Origin of the sequence: Tolypothrix tenuis PCC 7101 (assembly GCF_963874875.1) — a bacterium.
In the GTDB taxonomy this organism is placed as follows: Bacteria; Cyanobacteriota; Cyanobacteriia; order Cyanobacteriales; family Nostocaceae; genus Aulosira; species Aulosira tenue.
This window is the reverse complement of the sequence record NZ_CAWNJS010000001.1, coordinates 3,001,820-3,021,975: the sequence shown is the minus strand read 5'-3', so window position 1 is coordinate 3,021,975 and position 20,156 is coordinate 3,001,820. Positions and strand designations below refer to the sequence as shown.

The window sequence follows — 20,156 nt, the reverse complement described above, 5'->3', positions numbered from 1 at the left end:
TAGGTAGGGGCACAGCACTGCTGTGCCCTCCGAGTGATTTATCTGTTGCTAACATTATTTGAATTGGTATTAATATAACTAAGGTAGTTTGACTTCACAGGTAGTTACACCCTTAGCTTTTTTCACAAATTTCTCATCAAAAGTGTAAAATTCTACATGATTTTGACTTTGGGCTAGATGATACGCATCAGCAAAATCTAAGCCTGATTCATGCCATTGCAGCGCCTGAAAAACTAGAATAGCATTACTCAGATGGACATTTGGCAAACCGAAAAGCTTTCTTAAAGCTGTACATATTTCAACAGGTTTAAACTTATAAGCAAACCTTAGTACCCACTCGGTTTCTAGAACAACTGTATCTGGTATGAAAATATCTTGGTTTTGAAAAATCTCTAGACTCTTTCGATACTGTAATTCATCATCTTGGGTCAATAGACGTACAATTATATTAGTATCAACTGCCACCATTCCATGATTCCTCTACACCTTGACGGATAGCATAATTCATATCTTCTAAAGATTTTGGTGAGCCTTCATATTTTAAGCAGCCAGCAACATCATGTAATTTGGTTTCTGCAAAAGGTTTCTTAGGTTTAAGAAGAATACCATCACCTAGATTAATTGCTATTAATTCCTGCCCAATTTCCCAGCCTGAAGCTTTGAGTAATTCTTCAGGAAGCATAATTTGCCCTTCACTAGATACTTTTGTTATTTCCATAGATTGCAGAAATTGGATGGTTATAAAATCTAGATTTGTTTGTACTATATTTTTAATTTTAATGAAAAAACTGCAATATATATCTAATTATTTAACAGAAAGTAATACCAATTCAAAATTTGTCTTAAAAAGGTTATAAGGGTTGAGGCGAACCCCCACACGCGATTTAATAACTATGAAATATTGGGAGTTCCAGCACTTTGGCGATACACACAACAAGGGTTATACCAATTCTTTATGAAGCTGTATAGTCTGAAGTAATAATACAACTTACCTTAATTAAGGTTGAACAGGTACAAATTCATATTCATTTTTACCAGGTTTTTGTTTAACTTTGACTAAAAATATAGGGTTATTCATGCGATCGCCATTTTGTGAAAACTGAATCTTACCTGTCGCACCATCAACTGCAAAATTTCGACTGTGCAGTACTTGTGGTAATCCGTCACGTGTAATATTTTGCTGTAAGCCAGCGATAATTGCATTAGTTGCATCATAAGCTGTAGCTGTTCGCCAGTTTACCGATGCACGCCAAAGATTTTGCGATTTTTGCAGAAAAGGATTATGAGGAAATGCCGCAGAATGCCAAGGCGCAGCGACTATCATACCGTCAATATTAGCTTTACCGACCTTTAATGTTTCACTTGTGTAGAGAGTGGGACTACTGAATAGTGCTAGTTGTCCCTTATTAGCTTGTACCACCGCTAAACCTTTCTTAATTTTGTCAATGTAGAGACCTAATACCAATCCATCTGCCCTACTATTGATAGCTTGAGAAATGACGGCACTAGGGTTAAAATCTGGAGAAGAAACATCACAATTTGTGGGATTAATCTTGCCGCCAGCAGATGTGATGTGTTTGATTAACTCATCCTTAAAGGATTGATTATCAACTGCTTTAGAATCAACACAGATCAGAATATTAGTTTTTCTCGCTGTATTGACAGCATAATAAGACAGCTTCTCTGCCATTCCACTGACATCAGGAACTGTGCGAAAGATATAGTTACCAGTATTAGAAAGATTTTGGGCAAAACTGGTAGGAGACATCATAACTAACCCATTTTTTTGATAGACATAGGCCGCAGGAATAGAGGCATTACTAGCATTGTGTCCCACTACGGCCAAGATTTTGGTGTCTTTAACAAACTGATTGGCCATCTGTACTGCATCGGTTGGGTCATTATTATCATTTGCGATCGCCATCTCCAAGAGTTTGCCATTAATGCCATCACTTTTATTTACTTCATTTTGGGCTTGAGCAGCACCCCTCAGTATCTCTTCTGCAACAGATTGAGTTGTACCGATAGGTACACTCACGGCAATTTTGATCTGATCTCCTTTCTGACGAGCTTTAGCATTATTCAAGTAAATTAATGCTTCCGGGTCAGTCGGATTAGTTTTCCGGTAAGATTCAAACTGGTAAATAGCAGTCAGACAATCACCTTTTGCAAATGCTTGAACTCCAGCTTCTTTATCTGATTTTGTAACTTGTTTTAGTAAAATTTCTTCACCTAAGCTAATTCTGTCATTTAAAACATACTGCTCTTTATTAGCACAGGTTTGAAGTGGCGGTCGAACCATGTATCCGACAAAAACACCCACAGTTACGCCAATAATACAGATAAATAAGGATTTTAAATATTTAATATAATGGCTTTTTTGAGAATTAAACCGAGCATTTATAGCATCTTCAATGGGAATTATATCTTCATCTCTCAGCCCTAAAATTTGCTGTAATTCTTTTAATTCATTACGAGTATCTTCACTAAGAGGATTCTTGGAATTAATTGCTTTACTATATACCTCCTCATATTTATGCAATTTTTTTGTATATGTTTTGAAAGGTAGTAAAACTTCTTCTTCAATTTCTTTAGCTCTTGATTCTAATATTTCTAAAGTATCTCTTCGTGTATTTAAAATGAGGCGACCAGTATCAGAAATTTCTCCTTTAGCACAAAGACGCTCAACTGTTTGGCGATAGATTAGCTCTGGGTTATTTCGTACTTGAGCCAGGATGATTTTAAATCCTTCTTTGATAGGATATATTTCGGGTTTCATCGCTGGAGCAGCTTCTTGAACTTGTTGTTTAGTGTATTCGTGCAGTTCCTCAACTGAAATCTTGCCATCATTATCTATATCTGCTAAACCAGTCTCAAGCCCTTTAACTAGATAGCGGGTGTAAATCGAGTCTAAAGAATACTGGGCTGAAGTCGAAGATGTGAGAATTGCTCTTCCCTCGCCACCTAGTTGATTTTTAATATCGACTAGACCATCATCTTTACTTGGTAATCCTTCAGCAAAAGCTCCACTAAAGCAACAGTCTAATATAACTACTTGTCGCTTCGAGCGGCTATTGCTCATAATTTTCTGGACAAAGCTGGCTTCTACTGCTGTTGCTTTGCGAAGTTTTCCTCGCTCATCTTTGCGAGTAATGCTAGTGGCAAAGTAAAGTTGACCATACTCATCTTTGATGCCATGACCAGAAAAATACAACAGTAAAAGGTCTTCTTTTTCACTATGAGAAAATAATTGCTCAATCTCATCTACTATGGTTTGGCGATCGCAATTGAGGAGCGTTTTTACTTCGTCGAAACCGCAAATATTTTGATTTTGCAATACTCGTTGCATTGCTTTTATATCTTCCTCAACTCCTGGTAAGGAAGTAAGGTCAGGGTGATACTGACTAATTCCAATTAGCAGTGCTATCTTCACCATCTCTGAGTTTTTCTTGGGTAATATAATTTCTCAACTGCCTTCTATAAACTTTTGCGCCTGTTCAATAGCCATAACTAACTCTTGCTGACTGCTGGCTTTGACTTTAAGTTTCTTGCCGTTAGCTTCTACTTCTAATTCAATTGATTTATTACTCAGGCGATCGCGCAAAAACCCCAACAGTTGCTTAAAATTGGCAAGGCTTACTTCTGTCTGCAAAACTCCTACCAAAAACCCACCAATAGATTTTGAGCCTTCGGGTGTTTCTGTGACTGCTACAAGTTCTGCACTTTCTACATCTAAGTCTTTAACCTCTCGTAGCAGATTTCGCGCTTCAAGTTCCTGCTCTTCAGCATCTAAGTCTAAATTGATAAGCGCAATCGTCAGTTTAACATTAGATTCAAAACTCATTTTGTATCCTTTTATATTTAAAGCTTTTTGCACTCTGCAGTAATTTCCGTGTTATCTATATTTACATCAGAGCGAATATGTATATTTACTGAAAATTTTATATTATTTTACAGAAATCTTGGAAATTAAGGTGAATTTTCGAGAAATATCGTTGAATTTATTCAGACTATGACTCAGCGAATTAGTATCAAAACACAACACTACTCGCCAAAGCCAAGTCTTCTTTATCCCATGTTTCAGCTTATCTGTGTATGAAAGTTATCAAATTTTCTTACAGAGTTTATGCTTAGGTGATTAGTAAAAATATTTGCCAGCATATAGAAAAAGTGCGATCGCATCTTGTCCGCTGCAAACCCCACTCACACGGGTCAATGATAAACTCATGGCTAAGGTGCTTAACCTGCTATTTAATCAGTTAATCCAGGCGCTACTTCTGGCTTGCAGTACTAGCGCTGATAAAAACCGAGTACAGAAAAATTACGATGAATGTTTTAGCACAAAGCTGGGCTGAGATTGCGGCTCAATTACAGATAAATTGGAATCTGGTAAATACCTGCTTGCAGTTTGCTAGTTGGGGATTAGTCTCGCTGTTGTTGGCGGAAATAGTGAGAGATAGCTATCATGCTTTGTGTCACTATGTGCCTTCGCTTGGTAAATGGCATAATAAGCACCACATGGCCTATCGCCGCGATTTATCGGTAGTTTCTTTAAAAATTTACCAAGAGTCTCAGTTATACAACGATATTGTCGAGTCAATTCTACTGGTGGTAGTTTTGACTGTGATGGCTTTACTGCTCCAGCAATGGGGTTTTTGGCTGGGGGTAGCCTATGCTTTTACTTTCTTATATGGCGCGTCCCGGCGATATTTTCTCGGTAAAATTGATACAGATTACACTCACCTTCCTGGGCCATTAGAAACCATTCCTTCGGTTTGGTGGGTAAATCGTTCTTACCACTGGCGACATCATTTTGATGATGTGAATGCTTATTACAGTGGTGTGTTTCCTTTAGTAGATACTGTATTGGGAACGGGTTTATCTCTTAAAGGTAAAACCATTGCTTTAACTGGTGCTTCTGGTGCTTTGGGACAAGCATTGACGGCGGAACTGATTAAAAATAATGCCAAGGTAGTAGCTTTAACTACCAATCCCGAAAAACTACAGCCTCAAGAAAAGCTAACTGTAATTGCTTGGGAATTGGGTAAAGAAGCAGAGTTAAAAGCTGCTTTAGAGAAAGTTGATATTTTGATTATCAATCACGGTGTCAATGTCTACGCTAACCGCACATCAGAAGCAATTGAGTCTTCTTATGAAGTCAATACTTTTTCTACATTGCGGTTGATGGATATATTTTTGACAACCGTTACCGGGCCGCAATCCAAAGCAACTAAGGAAATTTGGGTTAACACTTCTGAAGCTGAAGTATCTCCGGCTTTAAGTCCTCTTTATGAACTCAGCAAACGCGCTATCGGAGATATTGTTACCCTCAAGCGTTTGGATGGGGATTGTATAATTCGCAAGTTAATTCTGGGGCCTTTTAAGAGTCAACTTAATCCTTATGGAGTGATGTCAGCGCCGCAAGTAGCCCGTGCAATTTTGTTTTTAGCAAAGCGAGACTTCCGCAATATTATTGTGTCGATCAATCCCCTGACATATATGCTGTTCCCGTTGAAGGAAGTTAGCACTTGGCTTTACTACCGAATCTTTAGTAAAAAGGTTCAAGAAGTGAGCTAATCTGCCCTTATCAACATAATTACTAATTCGTAATTTGTAATTTGTAATTAAACCTTAGACCTTGCTATGCAACGCTATCGCGAATACGCAAGGTCTTCGCAATTATGAATTACGAAGTTTAATCACCTTGGGGTTGAAAATATTATCTTTCTCTCCCTACCTCCTCCCCCCAATCTGATACCAAATCAAATAATGTTTGCAACACATCAATAGATTCTAGAGGGCACAGCACTGCCGTACCCCTAAAATCTGTAGCATTATTTTTTCAAATTGGTATGACAGGTGTAGGTATTGTTTAAATGTGCCTGAAATGAGGTTTTTGTGTTGGTTAAAAACTCAAATTTTAGTCTCTGATTTTCCGCCTAATAGCAAATCAAATAATGTTTGCGACAGATAAATCCTTTGTCAGGGCACGGCATCCACAATCTTTTGGCATATCAAATATCTTACTGGTGCCCATTGGTGTCAACTTAACGTGAAACCCGCTTGGTTGCAAGGTTTCGCCCTCACCCCCAGCCCCTCTCCCACAGCTATCCATTATAAACATCTTTCTTAACATTTCAAGGGTGTTAACTCTCGTCTCTAGAACCATGATTTTTGCGTTCTTAATTCTCAATAAAACCCCATTTTTAGCGAGAAGAATACACGCGAATTTGTCAAGCCTGCCTAAACTCTCATTCTCTAAGATGCTTATAGAACAAGGGTTTTAAGATTGTAAAGAAAGATGTGGGTAATGCATAGCTCCCACAGGGAGAAGGGAGCAAGAGATTTAGTTCCCCTTCTCCTGCGGGAGAAGGGGTTAGGGGATGAGGGCGCGAGGTATTTGTACAACGCCCGCCCTATATAGCTTTAAGCTTAAGTTGACACAGGTGACTGGTGCCGTGCCCCTACCCATCTGTCGCATTCTTTTTTCAAAATCGTATAAGAACGAAATTTGGTTAATTGAAACACATTGAGAACGCTGTTTGAAAGTGCCCATTCATGCCCACATCAAAAACCTACATCTGTCAGGAGTTCTCCCAGCCAAAAAAGCAATAGGATATTTTTTTAGCTGAAAGTCCCTTACGTTGCCTGGACAACAACAGAATCGCCTTCTATTTTAGCTGTGTAAGTTTTGAGAGGTTTATCTGCAGGGCCTTCTATGACTTTGCCATCAGTCCCAAATTCTGAGTCATGACAAGGACACACAAATTGTTTGGCGGTTTCCTTCCAGGCGACGGTGCAACCTTTATGAGTACAGGTAGGGTTAACAGCAATCAGATTTCCAGATTGAGATTTACCAACTACTAATACAGGCCCAACAGGTGATTCTTTCAAAAGCAGCTGACCAGTTTTATCTAATTCTGCAACAGTACCAACTTTTACCCCATTCCCAGTTGTGGGAGGCGTTGCAGTTGTAGATGTCGTTGTCGTTTCAGAACTACAAGCTGCGATCGCAATAGGTAAAGAACTCGCTAGCCAACCTAAACCCACCCAATTAATAAAATCACGACGTTTCATAAGTGCTGGAAGAATTACGTAAGTTTAATTAACACATATAGAGTAAATCATTTGGGGTTTGGTAATTGGTAATTGGTAATTGGTAATTGGTAATTGGTAATTGGTAATTGGTAATTGGTAATTGGTAATTGGTAATTGGTAATTGGTAATTGGTAATTGGTAATTGGTGTTTGTCTTTTATTCTCCCTCATCCCCAATCCCCAGTCCCCAGTCCCCAATCCCCATTACCCCTTATCCCCAGAGGGGGCCCCGAGTTCCCCAATCCCCTTAAAAGTTATATCCAAAACTAAAATAAAATCCATGATCTTGGGCATTATTACCGCGATCGCTTAAATCAACTAGGGGGAGTGCGTAGTCCAAGCGACCGGATAAGTGGGGAATGGGTTCCCAAATTAACCCTAAGCCTAAACCTGCTAAGAAGGTTTGATTAGTTAGTTTGTTGGGATTGTCTGATTTGTTCCAGACAGCACCTACATCGATAAATGGTGCTAATTGCATGGTGGGCTGCCCTGAGTTGTTATAGTCAACTACAATTCGGTCTTCTACAGATAACCGAAATCCATTGTCGCCAGAACGGGCATTTTGTCGATAACCCCGCAGAGATTGTCCACCGCCGATAATAAACTGTTGCGAGGGTAGCAAACTATCAGGGGTAAGTTGTAAGTCTAATTGGGCAATTAACAAGTTGTCTTTAGATAATCGCTGTACACGCTGTACTTGGGTAAGCCAACTGAAAAACTGCCCATCTGGGATGGGGTCGGGGTTGGTAGTACTATCTAAGATATTTAAGCCGATATTGAATTGCGATCGCAGTGCCCAGGCCCCTTGTAAATCGCGTTTGAGATAATCTTGCCCAAATTTCAATACTCTTGTCCGGCTGTTACCTTCAGCATCGGGGCCAATCCCAAAAGGTGTAGGTGTGTCGTTAAATAAGAATGTTTGACCATCTTGCCAAGCAAAGCCCAAAGATAAAGCAAATTCCTCACGGGGATTGCGAAGTAATGGTTGGCGGTAACTAATTTCGTATAAGTTGGTATCGCTGCTGATGCCAAAAACTGCAAACTCTGGGTCAGTAATTCTACTGCTACTTGGTGCAACCCGCAGTTGAATACTACCGTTCATGGGATTTACAGGCAGGCGATATCTAAAATCATAGGCATTGGAACCGCCTGTAGTTGAGCGATAGTAGGAAGCGGTAATTTCATCACCATTACCTGTGAGATTGCGGTTACTAATAAAGCCACCAAAACGCTCAGATCCGACACCAGGAGGTGAGTAATTATCTATACCAATAGAACCATAAAAAACAGGTGCCTCTTCAACACGTACTGTTAAAATACTTTGCCCTAATTCAGTTCCCTGTTTGAGATAAGCTTCTACGTTGCTAAATAGCGGATCGACTTTGAGTAAGCGCAGTTGGTCTTCTAACTTATCTTTGCTGAGAGGGGAAACAGTACCCAGTTGTAGCCGACTGCGAACATAGCTAGGATTGACTTTTTCAGTACCTAGCACTTCGATTTTTTCTACCCCGCCTTCAATTACCTGAATTTGTACAACGCCGTTAGCAACCGTCTGCTCGATGAGAATCGCCCTGGAGGTAATATATCCTCGGTTGAGATACATCTCAGAAATCTGATCTACAGCCCCTTGGAGTTCCGTTAAAGTCACAGAACGGCCTTCTAAGGGTTTGGTAATGGTAGCAATTTCTTCGGGACTGAAGACGGTGCTACCGATAACATCTATTTTGCGAACCGAAATATTTACAGCCGGATCTGCTGGTGTGGGTGTTGTGGATGGTGGGTTAGGTAGAGTCGGCTGCTGTTCATTTGGCGGTAAGGGTTGCGGCGCAGGCGGTGATTGGGGAAAGCGATCAATATTAGGATTGGGTTGAGGAGGTACTTGCACCGGGGCTGTTTGCGCGATCGCAGATAAACTCGTAAATAATGCCAAGCCAGCCAAGAAGACCGACAACCAAAACCGATGAAATATAAAATACATAAAAATAAATAAGTATGAATTTTAAAGGATAAAGGATGAAGTATAAATTACTGCTTACAAAATTGCTATAAGCTTGATGATTGCTAGTTAAATTTATATGTGTTTTAGTTGATGAGTCACATTTCAGACTTCATACTTGACACTTCAGCCTTTACCAAGGGTTACCAATGAGTGTAAAAGCAGACCAGTAATATGGATGCCGTAATTCTTGATTACCGAGTTCGGCAAGGATGGGTGGTAGAGTCACACTCACATTAGAAGTTTTGAGTTTCCCTCCTTCCAAGCGGACTTGACCTTTAATCATGGCGATTTGCGCTTGGCGGAGTGCTTCGGCTTTGATGGGGGCTTTTTTTAATTTTTCGTAGAATTCACTCATTAATCCCAAAGTCCCTTCATCGGACACGTACCACAAACTCGCTAGTGCTGTTCTCACACCAGCTTGTACTGCAAAACCTGCAAAGCCTAACTCGGCCTCTTTATCGCCGATCGCAGTGCGACAGGAACTTAAAACTACTAGCTGCACTGGGGGATTGTTCCAGCCAAGTTTTCGCAGCTGATCCATTTTCAATTGGCTATCCCACATCTGAATGTAAGAATTGCCGCGATCGCCTGGTTCAAATTCTGCGTGAGTAGCTAGGTGAATAATGCCGAAAGGTTTTTGCTGACGTTGCTTTTGCAGATTTGCCAAAGTAAAGCTTTCGTTTAAGAAGAAATTACCTTGCCATAACCGGGAAGTAATAGTTACCAATTCTGTGGGAACTGCTGGTAAAGGATTTTGGTTGCGGAATTCCGATGCACCCATACCTAAAACTTCTGCCTTTTTAATGTCCACAAATTTGGTATCAGTCAGGCTGAGACTAGGCATTAAACCGACGCTATAGCTTTCTACCAAATACTTTTGTCCATCATAAAGAGCCGCAACAGGAAGCGATCGCAATCCCGCATCCATAATGAATGCAATATTATTAACCTTGCGCGCTTGCAGTTCAGGTTCTAAGGGTGTAATCAGCCATTGATACAATTTTTTAGCTGGATCTTTATAGCTGTTATTCCTTGCACTCTTGGTAATATCCTTAATAAAAGTTTGGGCTGTACCTATAACTTGCGATCGCGTCACAGGTAATACCTTACGAATTGGTAAACCTTGAGCAGTCACTATTAGCAATTCCAAGCGATCGTTTGGGGATGGTTGAATTTTTGCTTTGTTCTGCTTGAGTGTAATCGCAGGTGAAACGCTGGTAGGGATGAAATTGACATAAATTAGTGCAGGTTGAATACCTGTGGCATCACTAATTTGTTGCAGAATATTACGGGCTGTGTTGGGGGCTTCAAGATTAGGTTTAGCTTCTTCTCCCAAGTATTCTTTATACTCAGTAGTGTATTCTTGCTCAATATTTGCCACAGCAGTATCAAGTACAACCTCTGGTGTGGAATTGATAGTTACTGGTATTTGTGTAGAGGGCGGTTTCTTCAGAACTTCTGGATTGGGCGTATCAATTGGAACTTCAGAAGCAGCATTATTAGTCAAACTGAAGTTGGCTGGTGTCAGTGCGCCACTGTTAGCTGTAACTGTGTAACTACCTGCAACTGTATTGGCTGTAACTGGGATACTCACATTACCACTGCTATTAGTCGTGAGGCTGCTATTACCTGTGAAATTTGCTGTTGCGCGTGTTGTGGGTGCGTTGAAGGTAACTGTGGCGTTTGCGATCGCATTTCCATATTGGTCTTGAACTCTGGCTTGTAGCGGATTAGTAAATGCAGTGTTGACGATAGTATTTTGCGGTGTCCCACCTGTAGCGATAATCGCTGCTGCTACATCAGGATTATTAATTAAACTGAAACTGGCTGGTGTGAGTGAACCACTATTAGCAGTGATGTTGTAACTACCTGCAACAGTGTTAGCTGTGACTGGAATGCTGACATTACCACTGCTATCAGTGGTTAGGGTTGTATTTCCTGTGAAACCAGCAGTTGCACCTGATGTCGGTGCGTTGAAGGTAACTGTGGCATTTGCGATCGCATTTCCATATTGGTCTTGTACTTTTGCTTGTAACGGGTTGGTAAATGCAGTATTCACAACCGTAGTTTGCGGTGTCCCACCTGTGGCGATAATCGCTGCTGCAATATCTGGGTTATTAATTAAACTGAAACTGGCTGGTGTGAGTGCGCCACTATTAGCAGTGATGTTGTAACTACCGGCAACGGTATTAGCTGTAACTGGAATACTCACATTACCAGCGCTATCTGTAGTCAGGCTGGTATTACCTGTAAAACTAGCAGTTGCGCCGCCTGTAGGTGCATTGAAGGTGACAGTGGCGTTTGCGATCGCATTTCCATATTGGTCTTGTACTTTTGCTTGTAACGGGTTGGTGAATGCAGTGTTCACAACCGTAGTTTGCGGTGTGCCACCTGTAGCGATAATGGCAGATGCAACATCTGGGTTATTGGTCAAACTAAAGTTTGCTGGTGTGAGTGCGCCACTATTGGCTGTAACTGCGTAGCCACCTGCAACAGTGTTGGCTGTGACTGGGATACTGACATTACCAGCGCTGTCAGTGGTTAGGGTTGTATTTCCTGTGAAACCAGCAGTTGCACCTGATGTCGGTGCGTTGAAGGTAACTGTGGCATTTGCGATCGCATTTCCATATTGGTCTTGTACTTTTGCTTGTAACGGGTTGGTAAATGCAGTATTCACAACCGTAGTTTGCGGTGTCCCACCTGTGGCGATAATCGCTGCTGCAATATCTGGGTTATTAATTAAACTGAAACTGGCTGGTGTGAGTGCGCCACTATTAGCAGTGATGTTGTAACTACCGGCAACGGTATTAGCTGTAACTGGAATACTCACATTACCAGCGCTATCTGTAGTCAGGCTGGTATTACCTGTAAAACTAGCAGTTGCGCCGCCTGTAGGTGCATTGAAGGTGACAGTGGCGTTTGCGATCGCATTCCCGTATTGGTCTTGTACTTTTGCTTGTAACGGGTTTGTAAATGCAGTATTAACAACTGTAGTTTGCGGTGTGCCACCTGTGGCGATAATGGCAGATGCTACATCTGGGTTATTAATTAAACTGAAACTGGCTGGTGTGAGTGAACCACTATTAGCGGTGATGTTGTAACTACCTGCAACAGTGTTAGCTGTGACTGGAATGCTGACATTACCACTGCTATCAGTGGTTAGGGTTGTATTACCTGTGAAACTCGCTGTTGCGCCTGTTGCAGGGGCTGTAAAATTAACTGTAATTCCTGGAATAGGTTGATTAAAACCATTTTCTGTAACCCTTGCCTGCAAAGAGGTTGAAAAGGGATTGTTTGCGATCGCACTTTGTCCAGATCCAGCAGTAGCGGTGAGAGTATAACCGACCAATTCAAATGCACCGACATCTGGTGTTGTGTCTTGAGGTCGGCTAAAACCACGTTGATCGGTGGTGATGTTAGTATCAGAAATTCCCGCATTGATTGCAGGACTACCTGGTAGCAGGGCGAATGTCTGCGTAGAACCTCCATAGTTTCCCAAAACAGAGAGTAGAGGATTAATTGGGATAGCGGCTGTACCCACCTGATTACCGTTTACGCCATTGCTGATACCTGTTGTACCAGTGCCGTCACCAATGAGGTTGTTGCTACTACTCCCAAGCAGAACCCCAGAAACATCAGGATTTTGGGAACTCGTGTTACCTGCAACAATAGTGTTCTTCAGCGCTGTCGGCGAACGAGATTCGATCAAGATACCACCACCGTCGGTTGCCGAATTACCGCTGAAGGTACTGTTATTGACATTTAGTGTGTCAAGGGAGTTGTAAATACCGCCACCATTGCCGTTAATCGCTGAATTGCTAGCAAAGGTGCTGTTGTTGACATTCAACGAGACACCTACGTTGTTGTAAATACCTCCACCATCGGTTGCTGAATTAGCATCGAAGGTGCTGTTGTTGACAGTTAGCACATTTATAAAGACACCCTCGTTGTAAATGCCGCCACCGCGGCCGTTACTAGCTAAATTACTGCTGAAGGTACTGTTATTGACATTTCCTGTAGTATCGTAGTTGTAAATGCCGCCACCATTGCCGCTAGTCGCCGAATTGCTAATGAAGTTGCTGTTGTTGAAATCCAACCTGCCTCCATTAATGCCATTGTTGTAAATACCTCCACCATCAATTGCTGAATTAGCATTGAAGGTGCTGTTGCTGACATTCAACCCGCTTTGATTGTCACTGATGTTGTAAATACCGCCACCGCCGCCGTCACTAGCTAAATTACCGCTAAAGGTACTGTTATTGACATTCAGTTTGCTATATAAGCTGTAAATGCCGCCACCATTGCCGTCGGTTGCCAAATTGCTATTGAAGGTGCTGTTGTTGACATTCAGTGTGCCATATTCGCTGTATATAGCGCCGCCATTGCCACCACCTTCTACATCAAATGCAGTCGAATTACCAGTAAAGGTAACATTGTTCAGATTCAGCGTGCCAGAACTAGAACTGAAATAAGCAATACCACCACCATCAAAGCCAAAACCTCTGCCGCTAATAATTGCCAAGTTATTGATGGTAACTGTCCCTTGACTGAAAATGCTAAATATTTGGTTAATATTATTACCATCAAGTATGGTGTTACTTGCCCCAGCACCATTTATTGTCAACGTTTTTTCAAAAATGTTGACTGTGTTACCTGTGTAAGTGCCTGCACCTAAGTTAATGATGCTATTTCCTGCTACTGTACCAATTGCGTCAATTGCATTTTGAATTGAATCAGTTGATGCATTCGTCTCCGGGTTCACCTGATTGAGATTAAACGTCAAGTTGCCCGTACTAGATAAATTGATGTTTATTAAATAATTGGGATTTAAAAATTGCCTACTCGTCAGCGTTAGAGATGCAGTCCCACCGCCTGTCTGATTAATCCCATCCGTTAGCGTAATATCACCATTACCCCCTGTACCACTGGCAGTTGTGATGGTAACATTTGTACCACCATCTAAGGCACTTTCGATAGTTGCAGGATTAATATCACTATTATTGGCTGGATCAAACAGTCCCCCTGTTAGTGTTCCACTACCACCAGTAACGATATTGATATCGGTTGGATCTAGTAACCAAGTACCTGGTTGTCCTTTAGCAGCGCTAGCATCGACTTTGCTATCAGTAACATTTAGGGAAAGTTTCCCTGAGGTTTCGACTAAGCCGCCATTACCCGCGATCGCACCTCCTCTGGCTGTAATATTGCCAAAGAAGCGGGTAGTATCATCTGCCCAGACAATTACTTTACCGCCGTTACCATTGCCCAAAGCATCAGCTGCGATCGCAGAATCACTACTAATATATGTCTGTCTAGCATTGGGGACAGTTCCTTTACCTTGGTAATCCCCACCTATTAAGACAGTACCGCCATTACTACCAGAAGCATTGATATTGGCATTTAATAGGGCAATGCGATCGCCTAAAATATTAATCTGCGGTATATTATTAGACTCTTGGGAATTACTAACAGATATTTTTCCGCTCACAACAGTTGTACCAACATCTGTAGGAATTGCTGTATTTGTACTAATCAGCTTCACTACACCATTTTCTACAGTTACACCTGTGACTTGTTTGACGTTTCCCCCAGTTAATAGTGATGGTAGCGATCGCGGTGAAAATGGTTGTGGGTTAATTTGGGTTTTTGTCTCTACAGGTAAATCCAAACTCAATAAACTATTGCTGGGAGTTACCCGCACAACTTTCTCGGCGGGGACTGCCATAATTGTGACGTTACCATCAGGTGCAGTAATTGTCCCCGTATTTAGCACCATCCCACCCAGTAACATTAAGCTTTGTGCTTCACCCACAGCCAAATTCCCAGCGTTGAAGATACTTCCTCCCTGGCTTGTGGTGAAGGCAAATCCTGTAGGATTGCCAATTAAATTAGCGTAATTATTGGTACCAATCGCATTAAACCATTGGTTATTACCAAACCCAATCCCATTTGCAGTTGTGGCTGTAAACGCAGCCGGAACATTTAAACTCGCACTAGAACCAAATATAATCCCCGCAGGGTTCATTAAATATAAGTTGGAATTGCCACCTGTAACTTGAATTAATCCGTTAATTAATGAAGCATTGTTACCTGTGACACGCCCTAAAATATTTTGAATTGATGGTTGCGAAAGAAAGTTAGCCGTTTGATTTGCATCTAGCCCAAATTGAGAGAAACTGTGAAATAGATTAGTGCGATTGCTACTTAAACTACCACCGCTAATATCAATCTTGTTGCCTTCAGTCGTAATCACAGTTCCAGTCCCATCATTAGCTGGAGTGATTGATTGGGCTTTGACAAGTGGAGAAAATAGCCCAAAAATCATTGCTAAAGTTGCTAGCGGACTCATGAACCTAGCAAATATAGATTTGATTCTGATTACAACAAAAATTATGGGCATCCTCATCATTCAATTTTCCTGAAATAGCAAATATTAGAAAAAGTAGTATGTAAAAAAAATAGCCTTTCAACGCACGCAATCCAGTCAAATATAAGGAAATATATTGACAAATAGGTAATTTAAAATTTTCAGATTCTCAGTATATGCTGCTTTTTCTGTTACAGCCACTATGAATCAATTCAAAATTCAAAATTCAAAATTCAAAATTAAATACAGCCACCCACAAGGGGGTGGGGTTTCTACCTACCTTGAGAAATAAGCATTTTTTCACCCACCAGGGGCGAGGTTTTGAACCTAGCTTTTTCCTATAAATAATATGTAATAATACTTAATTTAAATTATTATTACTATCTGCATATTTAAATCAATAAATATCTCAAGAATCGAATAGTACTGACTTAAGCAAACGCTGCTTCCCATATCCCCGACTTTTTCAAAAAGTCGGGGATATAAATCTCGCGAATCAGAATTGCTTATACTTGTTCTTCAACTTTGCAATACTGTTAACAAACATTTCAACATTAAATAAGCAGAAGTTGCGCCCGGATCTTGATGTCCAATACTTCGTTCTCCTAAATAGCTAGCTCGTCCCTTTTTCGCTAACATCGGTATTGTCACCTGCAAAGCCTGTTCTGCTGCTGCTACTGCTTGCTGCAATGCTGTTACAGTGTCGCCACCTTCACCTACAGCTTGTGCAAAAGCCGTCACTGCGGGAGATAGAACGTCTACCATTGTCTTGTCTCCCAGTTGAGCTTTACCACGCTGAAGCACGCCGTTTAAACCAGCCTGAAGTAATACCAACAAATCCTGTTCATTCAGTTCTTGCTTATGAGCTACATCTGTACTAGCACGTAAAAACCAAGTTCCATAAAGCGGGCCACTTGCACCCCCAACACTAGAAATTAAGGTCATGCTGACTGCTTTTAAAATGCTACCAATATCTTTATCGGCGACAGTTGGTAATTGACTAACTACCTTTTGAAAACCGCGATCCATATTAATACCGTGGTCAGCATCACCAATCGCGGCATCTAATTCGGTTAAATATGCTTTATTTTGAGCTATTTCCCTGGCGAATGCCTGCAACCATTGCAAAATCTGCTCTTTGCTTACCATCTGTAACCTTTGAAACCTAGATTTGCTAATATTTGGCCAAGCTAGCGTAGTATTCTATCCGAATTTTTACGGCTAAGTGTGTTTGGCAGATGTAACAGTAAGAAGTACTGAAGCTCATCCTACATATAAAAGGAGTGGATTTCGTGGGTTTATGGCATGAGAAAAAATACTTATGCCTAATAAATACTCTAAGTCTTTGGGTGTGGTTGATAACACCTTGGAATTAGTGTTTTTTCTACTGACTTTCTGTAAATTAGCCAAGGGAATATAGGTTTATGATTCGTCCTCGGTCATTAGTCTTAAAACTACTTCCTTTATTATTTTTAATTGCTTTCTTCACTACTACTTGCGTTGACTATAGCAAAAATAGTGAAAATCAGATTGCTGCCTTTGGTGCTGCGATCGCCAAGCCAAAAGAGAATATTATCTATCCAGAAAATGCTGGTGTCATCAATGTTACTTCTCCTGAATATGGAGCGATACCTAATGATAGTCAGGATGATACAGAGGCTATCCAAAAAGCATTGAGTAAGTTTCCCAGTGGTGGGAAAACTATCTATTTACCCAATGGCGTATATAACATCTCCGATTCCTTACATTGGCCTACAGGTGAGCGTTTTCGCTCTGATTACAAGCGAATTGTGCTACAAGGACAAAGTAAAGAAGGAGTAATTATTCAACTCCAAGATGCTGCTGCTAAATTTCAAAACCCTAAACAGCCTCGACCAGTTATTTCTACAGGTTTTGACCCAGACTTAAAGTCTAATTCTGAAAATTTTAAAGCTAGTTTGGTAGCTCAACGCTTTGGGAATTCGGTCAGAAACCTGACTATTAATACAGGGAAAAATAATCCAGGTGCAGAAGGATTAAATTTTGCTGCCAATAATCAAGGAGCAGTACGTAGCGTTAAAATCATCTCTGGTGATGGTCAAGGGACAACAGGTTTAGCACTGACTCATGGTGAAGTCGGCCCCTTACTAGTTGAAGATGTAGAAATTGTAGGATTCTATAGTGGAATACGTACAAATAACGGTATTAACGGTATTACCTTGCAGAATATTACAGTTCGCAATCAAAGAAGCGCTGGTATATTCAATGGTGGTCAACCAATGAGTCTGGAAGGGTTCACTAGTTTTAATGCAGTCCCAGCAATTATTAACGGTAAAAATCCGAATGAAGGTAACGATCCAGGAAGTACATTAACACTAGTAAATGCCAAGCTAATCGGTCGAGGTAAAGCCAAAACCATATCTGCAATTACTTCTGCTGGATTTATCTATGCCAGAAATGTCGTATCCTCTGGCTACAAAGATATTCTTGCCAGTAATGCCAAAAATGCCAACAAAACTATTAAAAAAAGTGTCATTGACGAGTTTACTTCTCACCCCATCCTGGCTGAATTTCCTTCACCCTCAAAATCTTTAAGACTACCAATTAAGCAATTTCCTAAACTAGCGTGGAATAACCCCAAAACATGGGTAAGTGTAGAGAAGTTTGGCGCAAAACCTAATGATAAAAAAGATGATACAGATGCTTTTCAAGCAGCTATAGATTCTGGCGCAACTACAGTATTAGTTCCCCAAACTGGAACTTTTACAATCAATGGTACTGTTCGACTTAGAGGTAAAGTTCAAAGATTTATAGGAACTGAGGGTTGGATTGAAGGCAATGGAGAGATAGTTACAGAAAACGGCACTCAACCCATCTTAATTATTGAAAACTTCTTTGTGGGATTTGGCTCAAAGTTGAAATGGAAGACAGTTGCTAATCGGACGATTGTTTATCGTAGTATTACTCACTTGAATTTAGAAAGTACAGGCTCTGGCGACCTTTTCATTGATGATGCTGTCATGGATAAATTGAGATTCAATAATTCTGCTCAACATATTTGGGCACGCCAGTTGAATCCAGAAGGCGCTTCCGACACTAATATAGTCAATAGTGGTGCTAAACTTTGGATTTTAGGATTTAAAACCGAGCAAGGTAAAACTAAAATTGCAACTATTAAAGGCGGTGCAACCGAACTTTTAGGTGGGTTGGTTTACGCTGCTGGTAAACAAGATCCAAAAGATCCACTATTCCGCGTTGTTAACGCTTCTGCCAGTTTTGTTGGCATTGCTGAAGCATCTTTTGATGGAGATAGCTATCAAATATGGGTTGAAGAAACACGAGGAAATACTACCAAAACCCTCGTTAGATCCAAGATTCCAGGTAGATATACAGCTAACGGAATAGTGATGTTAATGTATTCGGGTTTTGACAAGCCACCAAAATAATTATCAGCGTAGGGAGACTGGGAAAAGCAAGGGAGCAGGGTGCAGGGAGTAGGGGGAGAAATAATTAATGACAAACCCCAATTACCAATTACCAATTACCAATTACCAATTACCAATTACCAATTACCCATTACCCATTACCCATTACCCATTACCCATTACCCATTACCCATTACCAAACCCTAAACTCCCCAACGTAGGCTTGGAGTTTTGACTGGTGCATCCCAGAGGCGAATCATTTCATCATCTAGCTTTAATAAGGTAATTGAGCATCCTTGCATTTCTAAAGATGTAATATAAGGCCCAATTAAATTGCGTACAATTTGCAATCCTTGCTGTTCGCAGATTTGAGCTAGTTGGCGATAGACAAGATAAAGTTCTGAAAGGGGAGTACCACCCATACTATTCACAAAAGCGAGTACGCGATCGCCTTTTTGCAATGGTGGATCTATCAGTTCTACATCTACCCATTCCCCTTGTTCGCCATTCCACTCTCTAACTGTTCGGCTATAGCCTGTATCGTCAATGATTGCTCGCGCTAACCTTTCAGTAATTTCATCTACAGATTTTACAGCGATGCGTTCTCTACCTGGTTCGCCGTGAATCCCAATGCCTATTTCTAATTCGCGATCGCTTAATGTAAATGTGGGTGTACCTTTGGCTGGTACTGTACAGGAAGTCAAAGCAATTCCCATACTCCGCCCATGCAAATTTACCCGACGACATAAATCTGCTATTTGCTGCAAATCATATCCGGCTTCAGCAGCCGCACCACAAATTTTTTCCGCCAGTACTGTTGTACCCACACCCCGCCTGCCCTGAGTATAAAGGCTGTCTTTGACTGCGACATCATCATCAATCAAAATATTCAGCACTCGGATATCCTCACTTTGGGCTAATTCCGTTGCCATTTCAAAGTTCATCACATCGCCACTGTAGTTTTTGACGATATAAAGGATACCTGCACCACTATTCACTTTCTGGGCTGCGGCTAACATTTGATCGGGGGTAGGTGAAGTAAAAACCTCTCCCGGACAAGCAGCATCAAGCATTCCCCTACCTACAAAGCCTGCGTGCATTGGCTCATGTCCACTGCCACCACCAGATATAATTGCTACTTTACCCTGTGCAGGCGCATCGGCTCGATAGACAAAGGTAGGTTCATAGCTCACCTGAATTAAATCAGCATGAGCCGTAGCCATACCTTCTAAGCTTTCCCGCACAAAGTCTTCTGGCTTGTTAATCAGCTTTTTCATGATCCATGCCTG

12 protein-coding genes are annotated in these 20,156 nt (G+C 41.1%); 2 read left to right on the top strand and 10 right to left on the bottom strand.

The window, feature by feature from the left end; all coding sequences use genetic code 11:
- Nucleotides 1-78: 78 nt before the first annotated feature.
- From AACU25_RS12365 to AACU25_RS12350, 4 genes are all read right to left on the bottom strand, one after another.
- On the bottom strand, nucleotides 79-468 hold the full coding sequence (locus tag AACU25_RS12365; protein ID WP_096575989.1) for a type II toxin-antitoxin system VapC family toxin: 390 nt from the start codon (nucleotides 466-468) through the stop codon (nucleotides 79-81).
- Entirely contained in the window at nucleotides 455-718 is a 264-nt protein-coding gene (locus AACU25_RS12360; RefSeq protein ID WP_096575987.1) for an AbrB/MazE/SpoVT family DNA-binding domain-containing protein, read from the bottom strand. The genes AACU25_RS12365 and AACU25_RS12360 overlap by 14 nt, the downstream gene beginning before the upstream one ends.
- A gap of 279 nt (nucleotides 719-997) precedes the next feature.
- The gene (locus AACU25_RS12355) at nucleotides 998-3,436 is read right to left on the bottom strand and encodes a caspase, EACC1-associated type (protein WP_096575985.1); all 2,439 of its coding nucleotides are present in this window, start codon (nucleotides 3,434-3,436) and stop codon (nucleotides 998-1,000) included.
- Nucleotides 3,437-3,466: 30 nt separating this feature from the next.
- The gene (locus AACU25_RS12350) at nucleotides 3,467-3,844 is read right to left on the bottom strand and encodes a hypothetical protein (protein WP_096575983.1); all 378 of its coding nucleotides are present in this window, start codon (nucleotides 3,842-3,844) and stop codon (nucleotides 3,467-3,469) included.
- A gap of 482 nt (nucleotides 3,845-4,326) precedes the next feature.
- Here AACU25_RS12350 and AACU25_RS12345 point away from each other — a divergent pair, with 482 nt between their 5' ends.
- Nucleotides 4,327-5,577 (top strand): bifunctional sterol desaturase/short chain dehydrogenase, encoded by a 1,251-nt coding sequence (locus tag AACU25_RS12345; RefSeq protein WP_096575981.1) that lies wholly within the window; start codon nucleotides 4,327-4,329, stop codon nucleotides 5,575-5,577.
- A gap of 1,062 nt (nucleotides 5,578-6,639) precedes the next feature.
- Here AACU25_RS12345 and AACU25_RS12340 read toward each other — a convergent pair.
- The 5 genes from AACU25_RS12340 to dhaL all read right to left on the bottom strand — a co-directional run bounded on the left by AACU25_RS12340 (nucleotide 6,640) and on the right by dhaL (nucleotide 16,612).
- Entirely contained in the window at nucleotides 6,640-7,077 is a 438-nt protein-coding gene (locus AACU25_RS12340) for a QcrA and Rieske domain-containing protein (RefSeq protein ID WP_096575977.1), read from the bottom strand.
- Between the two features lie 47 nt (nucleotides 7,078-7,124).
- Nucleotides 7,125-7,268, bottom strand: coding sequence for an alpha/beta hydrolase (locus AACU25_RS12335; RefSeq protein WP_190445623.1), 144 nt, complete (start codon nucleotides 7,266-7,268; stop codon nucleotides 7,125-7,127).
- Between the two features lie 76 nt (nucleotides 7,269-7,344).
- Nucleotides 7,345-9,075 (bottom strand): ShlB/FhaC/HecB family hemolysin secretion/activation protein, encoded by a 1,731-nt coding sequence (locus AACU25_RS12330; RefSeq protein WP_096575975.1) that lies wholly within the window; start codon nucleotides 9,073-9,075, stop codon nucleotides 7,345-7,347.
- A gap of 151 nt (nucleotides 9,076-9,226) precedes the next feature.
- Nucleotides 9,227-15,445 (bottom strand): CHAT domain-containing protein, encoded by a 6,219-nt coding sequence (locus AACU25_RS12325; protein ID WP_339382018.1) that lies wholly within the window; start codon nucleotides 15,443-15,445, stop codon nucleotides 9,227-9,229.
- Between the two features lie 537 nt (nucleotides 15,446-15,982).
- Nucleotides 15,983-16,612 (bottom strand): dihydroxyacetone kinase subunit DhaL, encoded by a 630-nt coding sequence (gene dhaL / locus AACU25_RS12320; protein ID WP_096575971.1) that lies wholly within the window; start codon nucleotides 16,610-16,612, stop codon nucleotides 15,983-15,985.
- Nucleotides 16,613-16,887: 275 nt separating this feature from the next.
- Between dhaL and AACU25_RS12315 the strand changes: the two genes are divergently transcribed.
- Nucleotides 16,888-18,888 carry a glycosyl hydrolase family 28-related protein gene (locus AACU25_RS12315; RefSeq protein WP_096575969.1) on the top strand — a complete coding sequence of 667 codons (2,001 nt, stop codon included), beginning with the start codon at nucleotides 16,888-16,890 and terminating at the stop codon, nucleotides 18,886-18,888.
- Between the two features lie 182 nt (nucleotides 18,889-19,070).
- Here AACU25_RS12315 and dhaK read toward each other — a convergent pair whose 3' ends face one another.
- Nucleotides 19,071-20,144 (bottom strand): dihydroxyacetone kinase subunit DhaK, encoded by a 1,074-nt coding sequence (gene dhaK / locus AACU25_RS12310; RefSeq protein ID WP_096575965.1) that lies wholly within the window; start codon nucleotides 20,142-20,144, stop codon nucleotides 19,071-19,073.
- Nucleotides 20,145-20,156: the final 12 nt, after the last annotated feature.

Excerpts from the sequence above, each read along its gene's own strand:
- AACU25_RS12355 (WP_096575985.1), bottom strand. The coding sequence starts at position 3,436 with ATGGTGAAGATAGCACTGCTAATTGGAATTAGTCAGTATCACCCTGAC.
- AACU25_RS12360 (WP_096575987.1), bottom strand. The coding sequence starts at position 718 with ATGGAAATAACAAAAGTATCTAGTGAAGGGCAAATTATGCTTCCTGAA.
- AACU25_RS12340 (WP_096575977.1), bottom strand. The coding sequence starts at position 7,077 with ATGAAACGTCGTGATTTTATTAATTGGGTGGGTTTAGGTTGGCTAGCG.
- AACU25_RS12335 (WP_190445623.1), bottom strand. The coding sequence starts at position 7,268 with ATGAGGGAGAATAAAAGACAAACACCAATTACCAATTACCAATTACCA.
- dhaL (WP_096575971.1), bottom strand. The coding sequence starts at position 16,612 with ATGGTAAGCAAAGAGCAGATTTTGCAATGGTTGCAGGCATTCGCCAGG.
- AACU25_RS12315 (WP_096575969.1), top strand. The coding sequence starts at position 16,888 with ATGATTCGTCCTCGGTCATTAGTCTTAAAACTACTTCCTTTATTATTT.
- AACU25_RS12330 (WP_096575975.1), bottom strand. The coding sequence starts at position 9,075 with ATGTATTTTATATTTCATCGGTTTTGGTTGTCGGTCTTCTTGGCTGGC.
- dhaK (WP_096575965.1), bottom strand. The coding sequence starts at position 20,144 with ATGAAAAAGCTGATTAACAAGCCAGAAGACTTTGTGCGGGAAAGCTTA.
- AACU25_RS12325 (WP_339382018.1), bottom strand. The coding sequence starts at position 15,445 with ATGAGTCCGCTAGCAACTTTAGCAATGATTTTTGGGCTATTTTCTCCA.
- AACU25_RS12365 (WP_096575989.1), bottom strand. The coding sequence starts at position 468 with ATGGTGGCAGTTGATACTAATATAATTGTACGTCTATTGACCCAAGAT.
- AACU25_RS12345 (WP_096575981.1), top strand. The coding sequence starts at position 4,327 with ATGAATGTTTTAGCACAAAGCTGGGCTGAGATTGCGGCTCAATTACAG.
- AACU25_RS12350 (WP_096575983.1), bottom strand. The coding sequence starts at position 3,844 with ATGAGTTTTGAATCTAATGTTAAACTGACGATTGCGCTTATCAATTTA.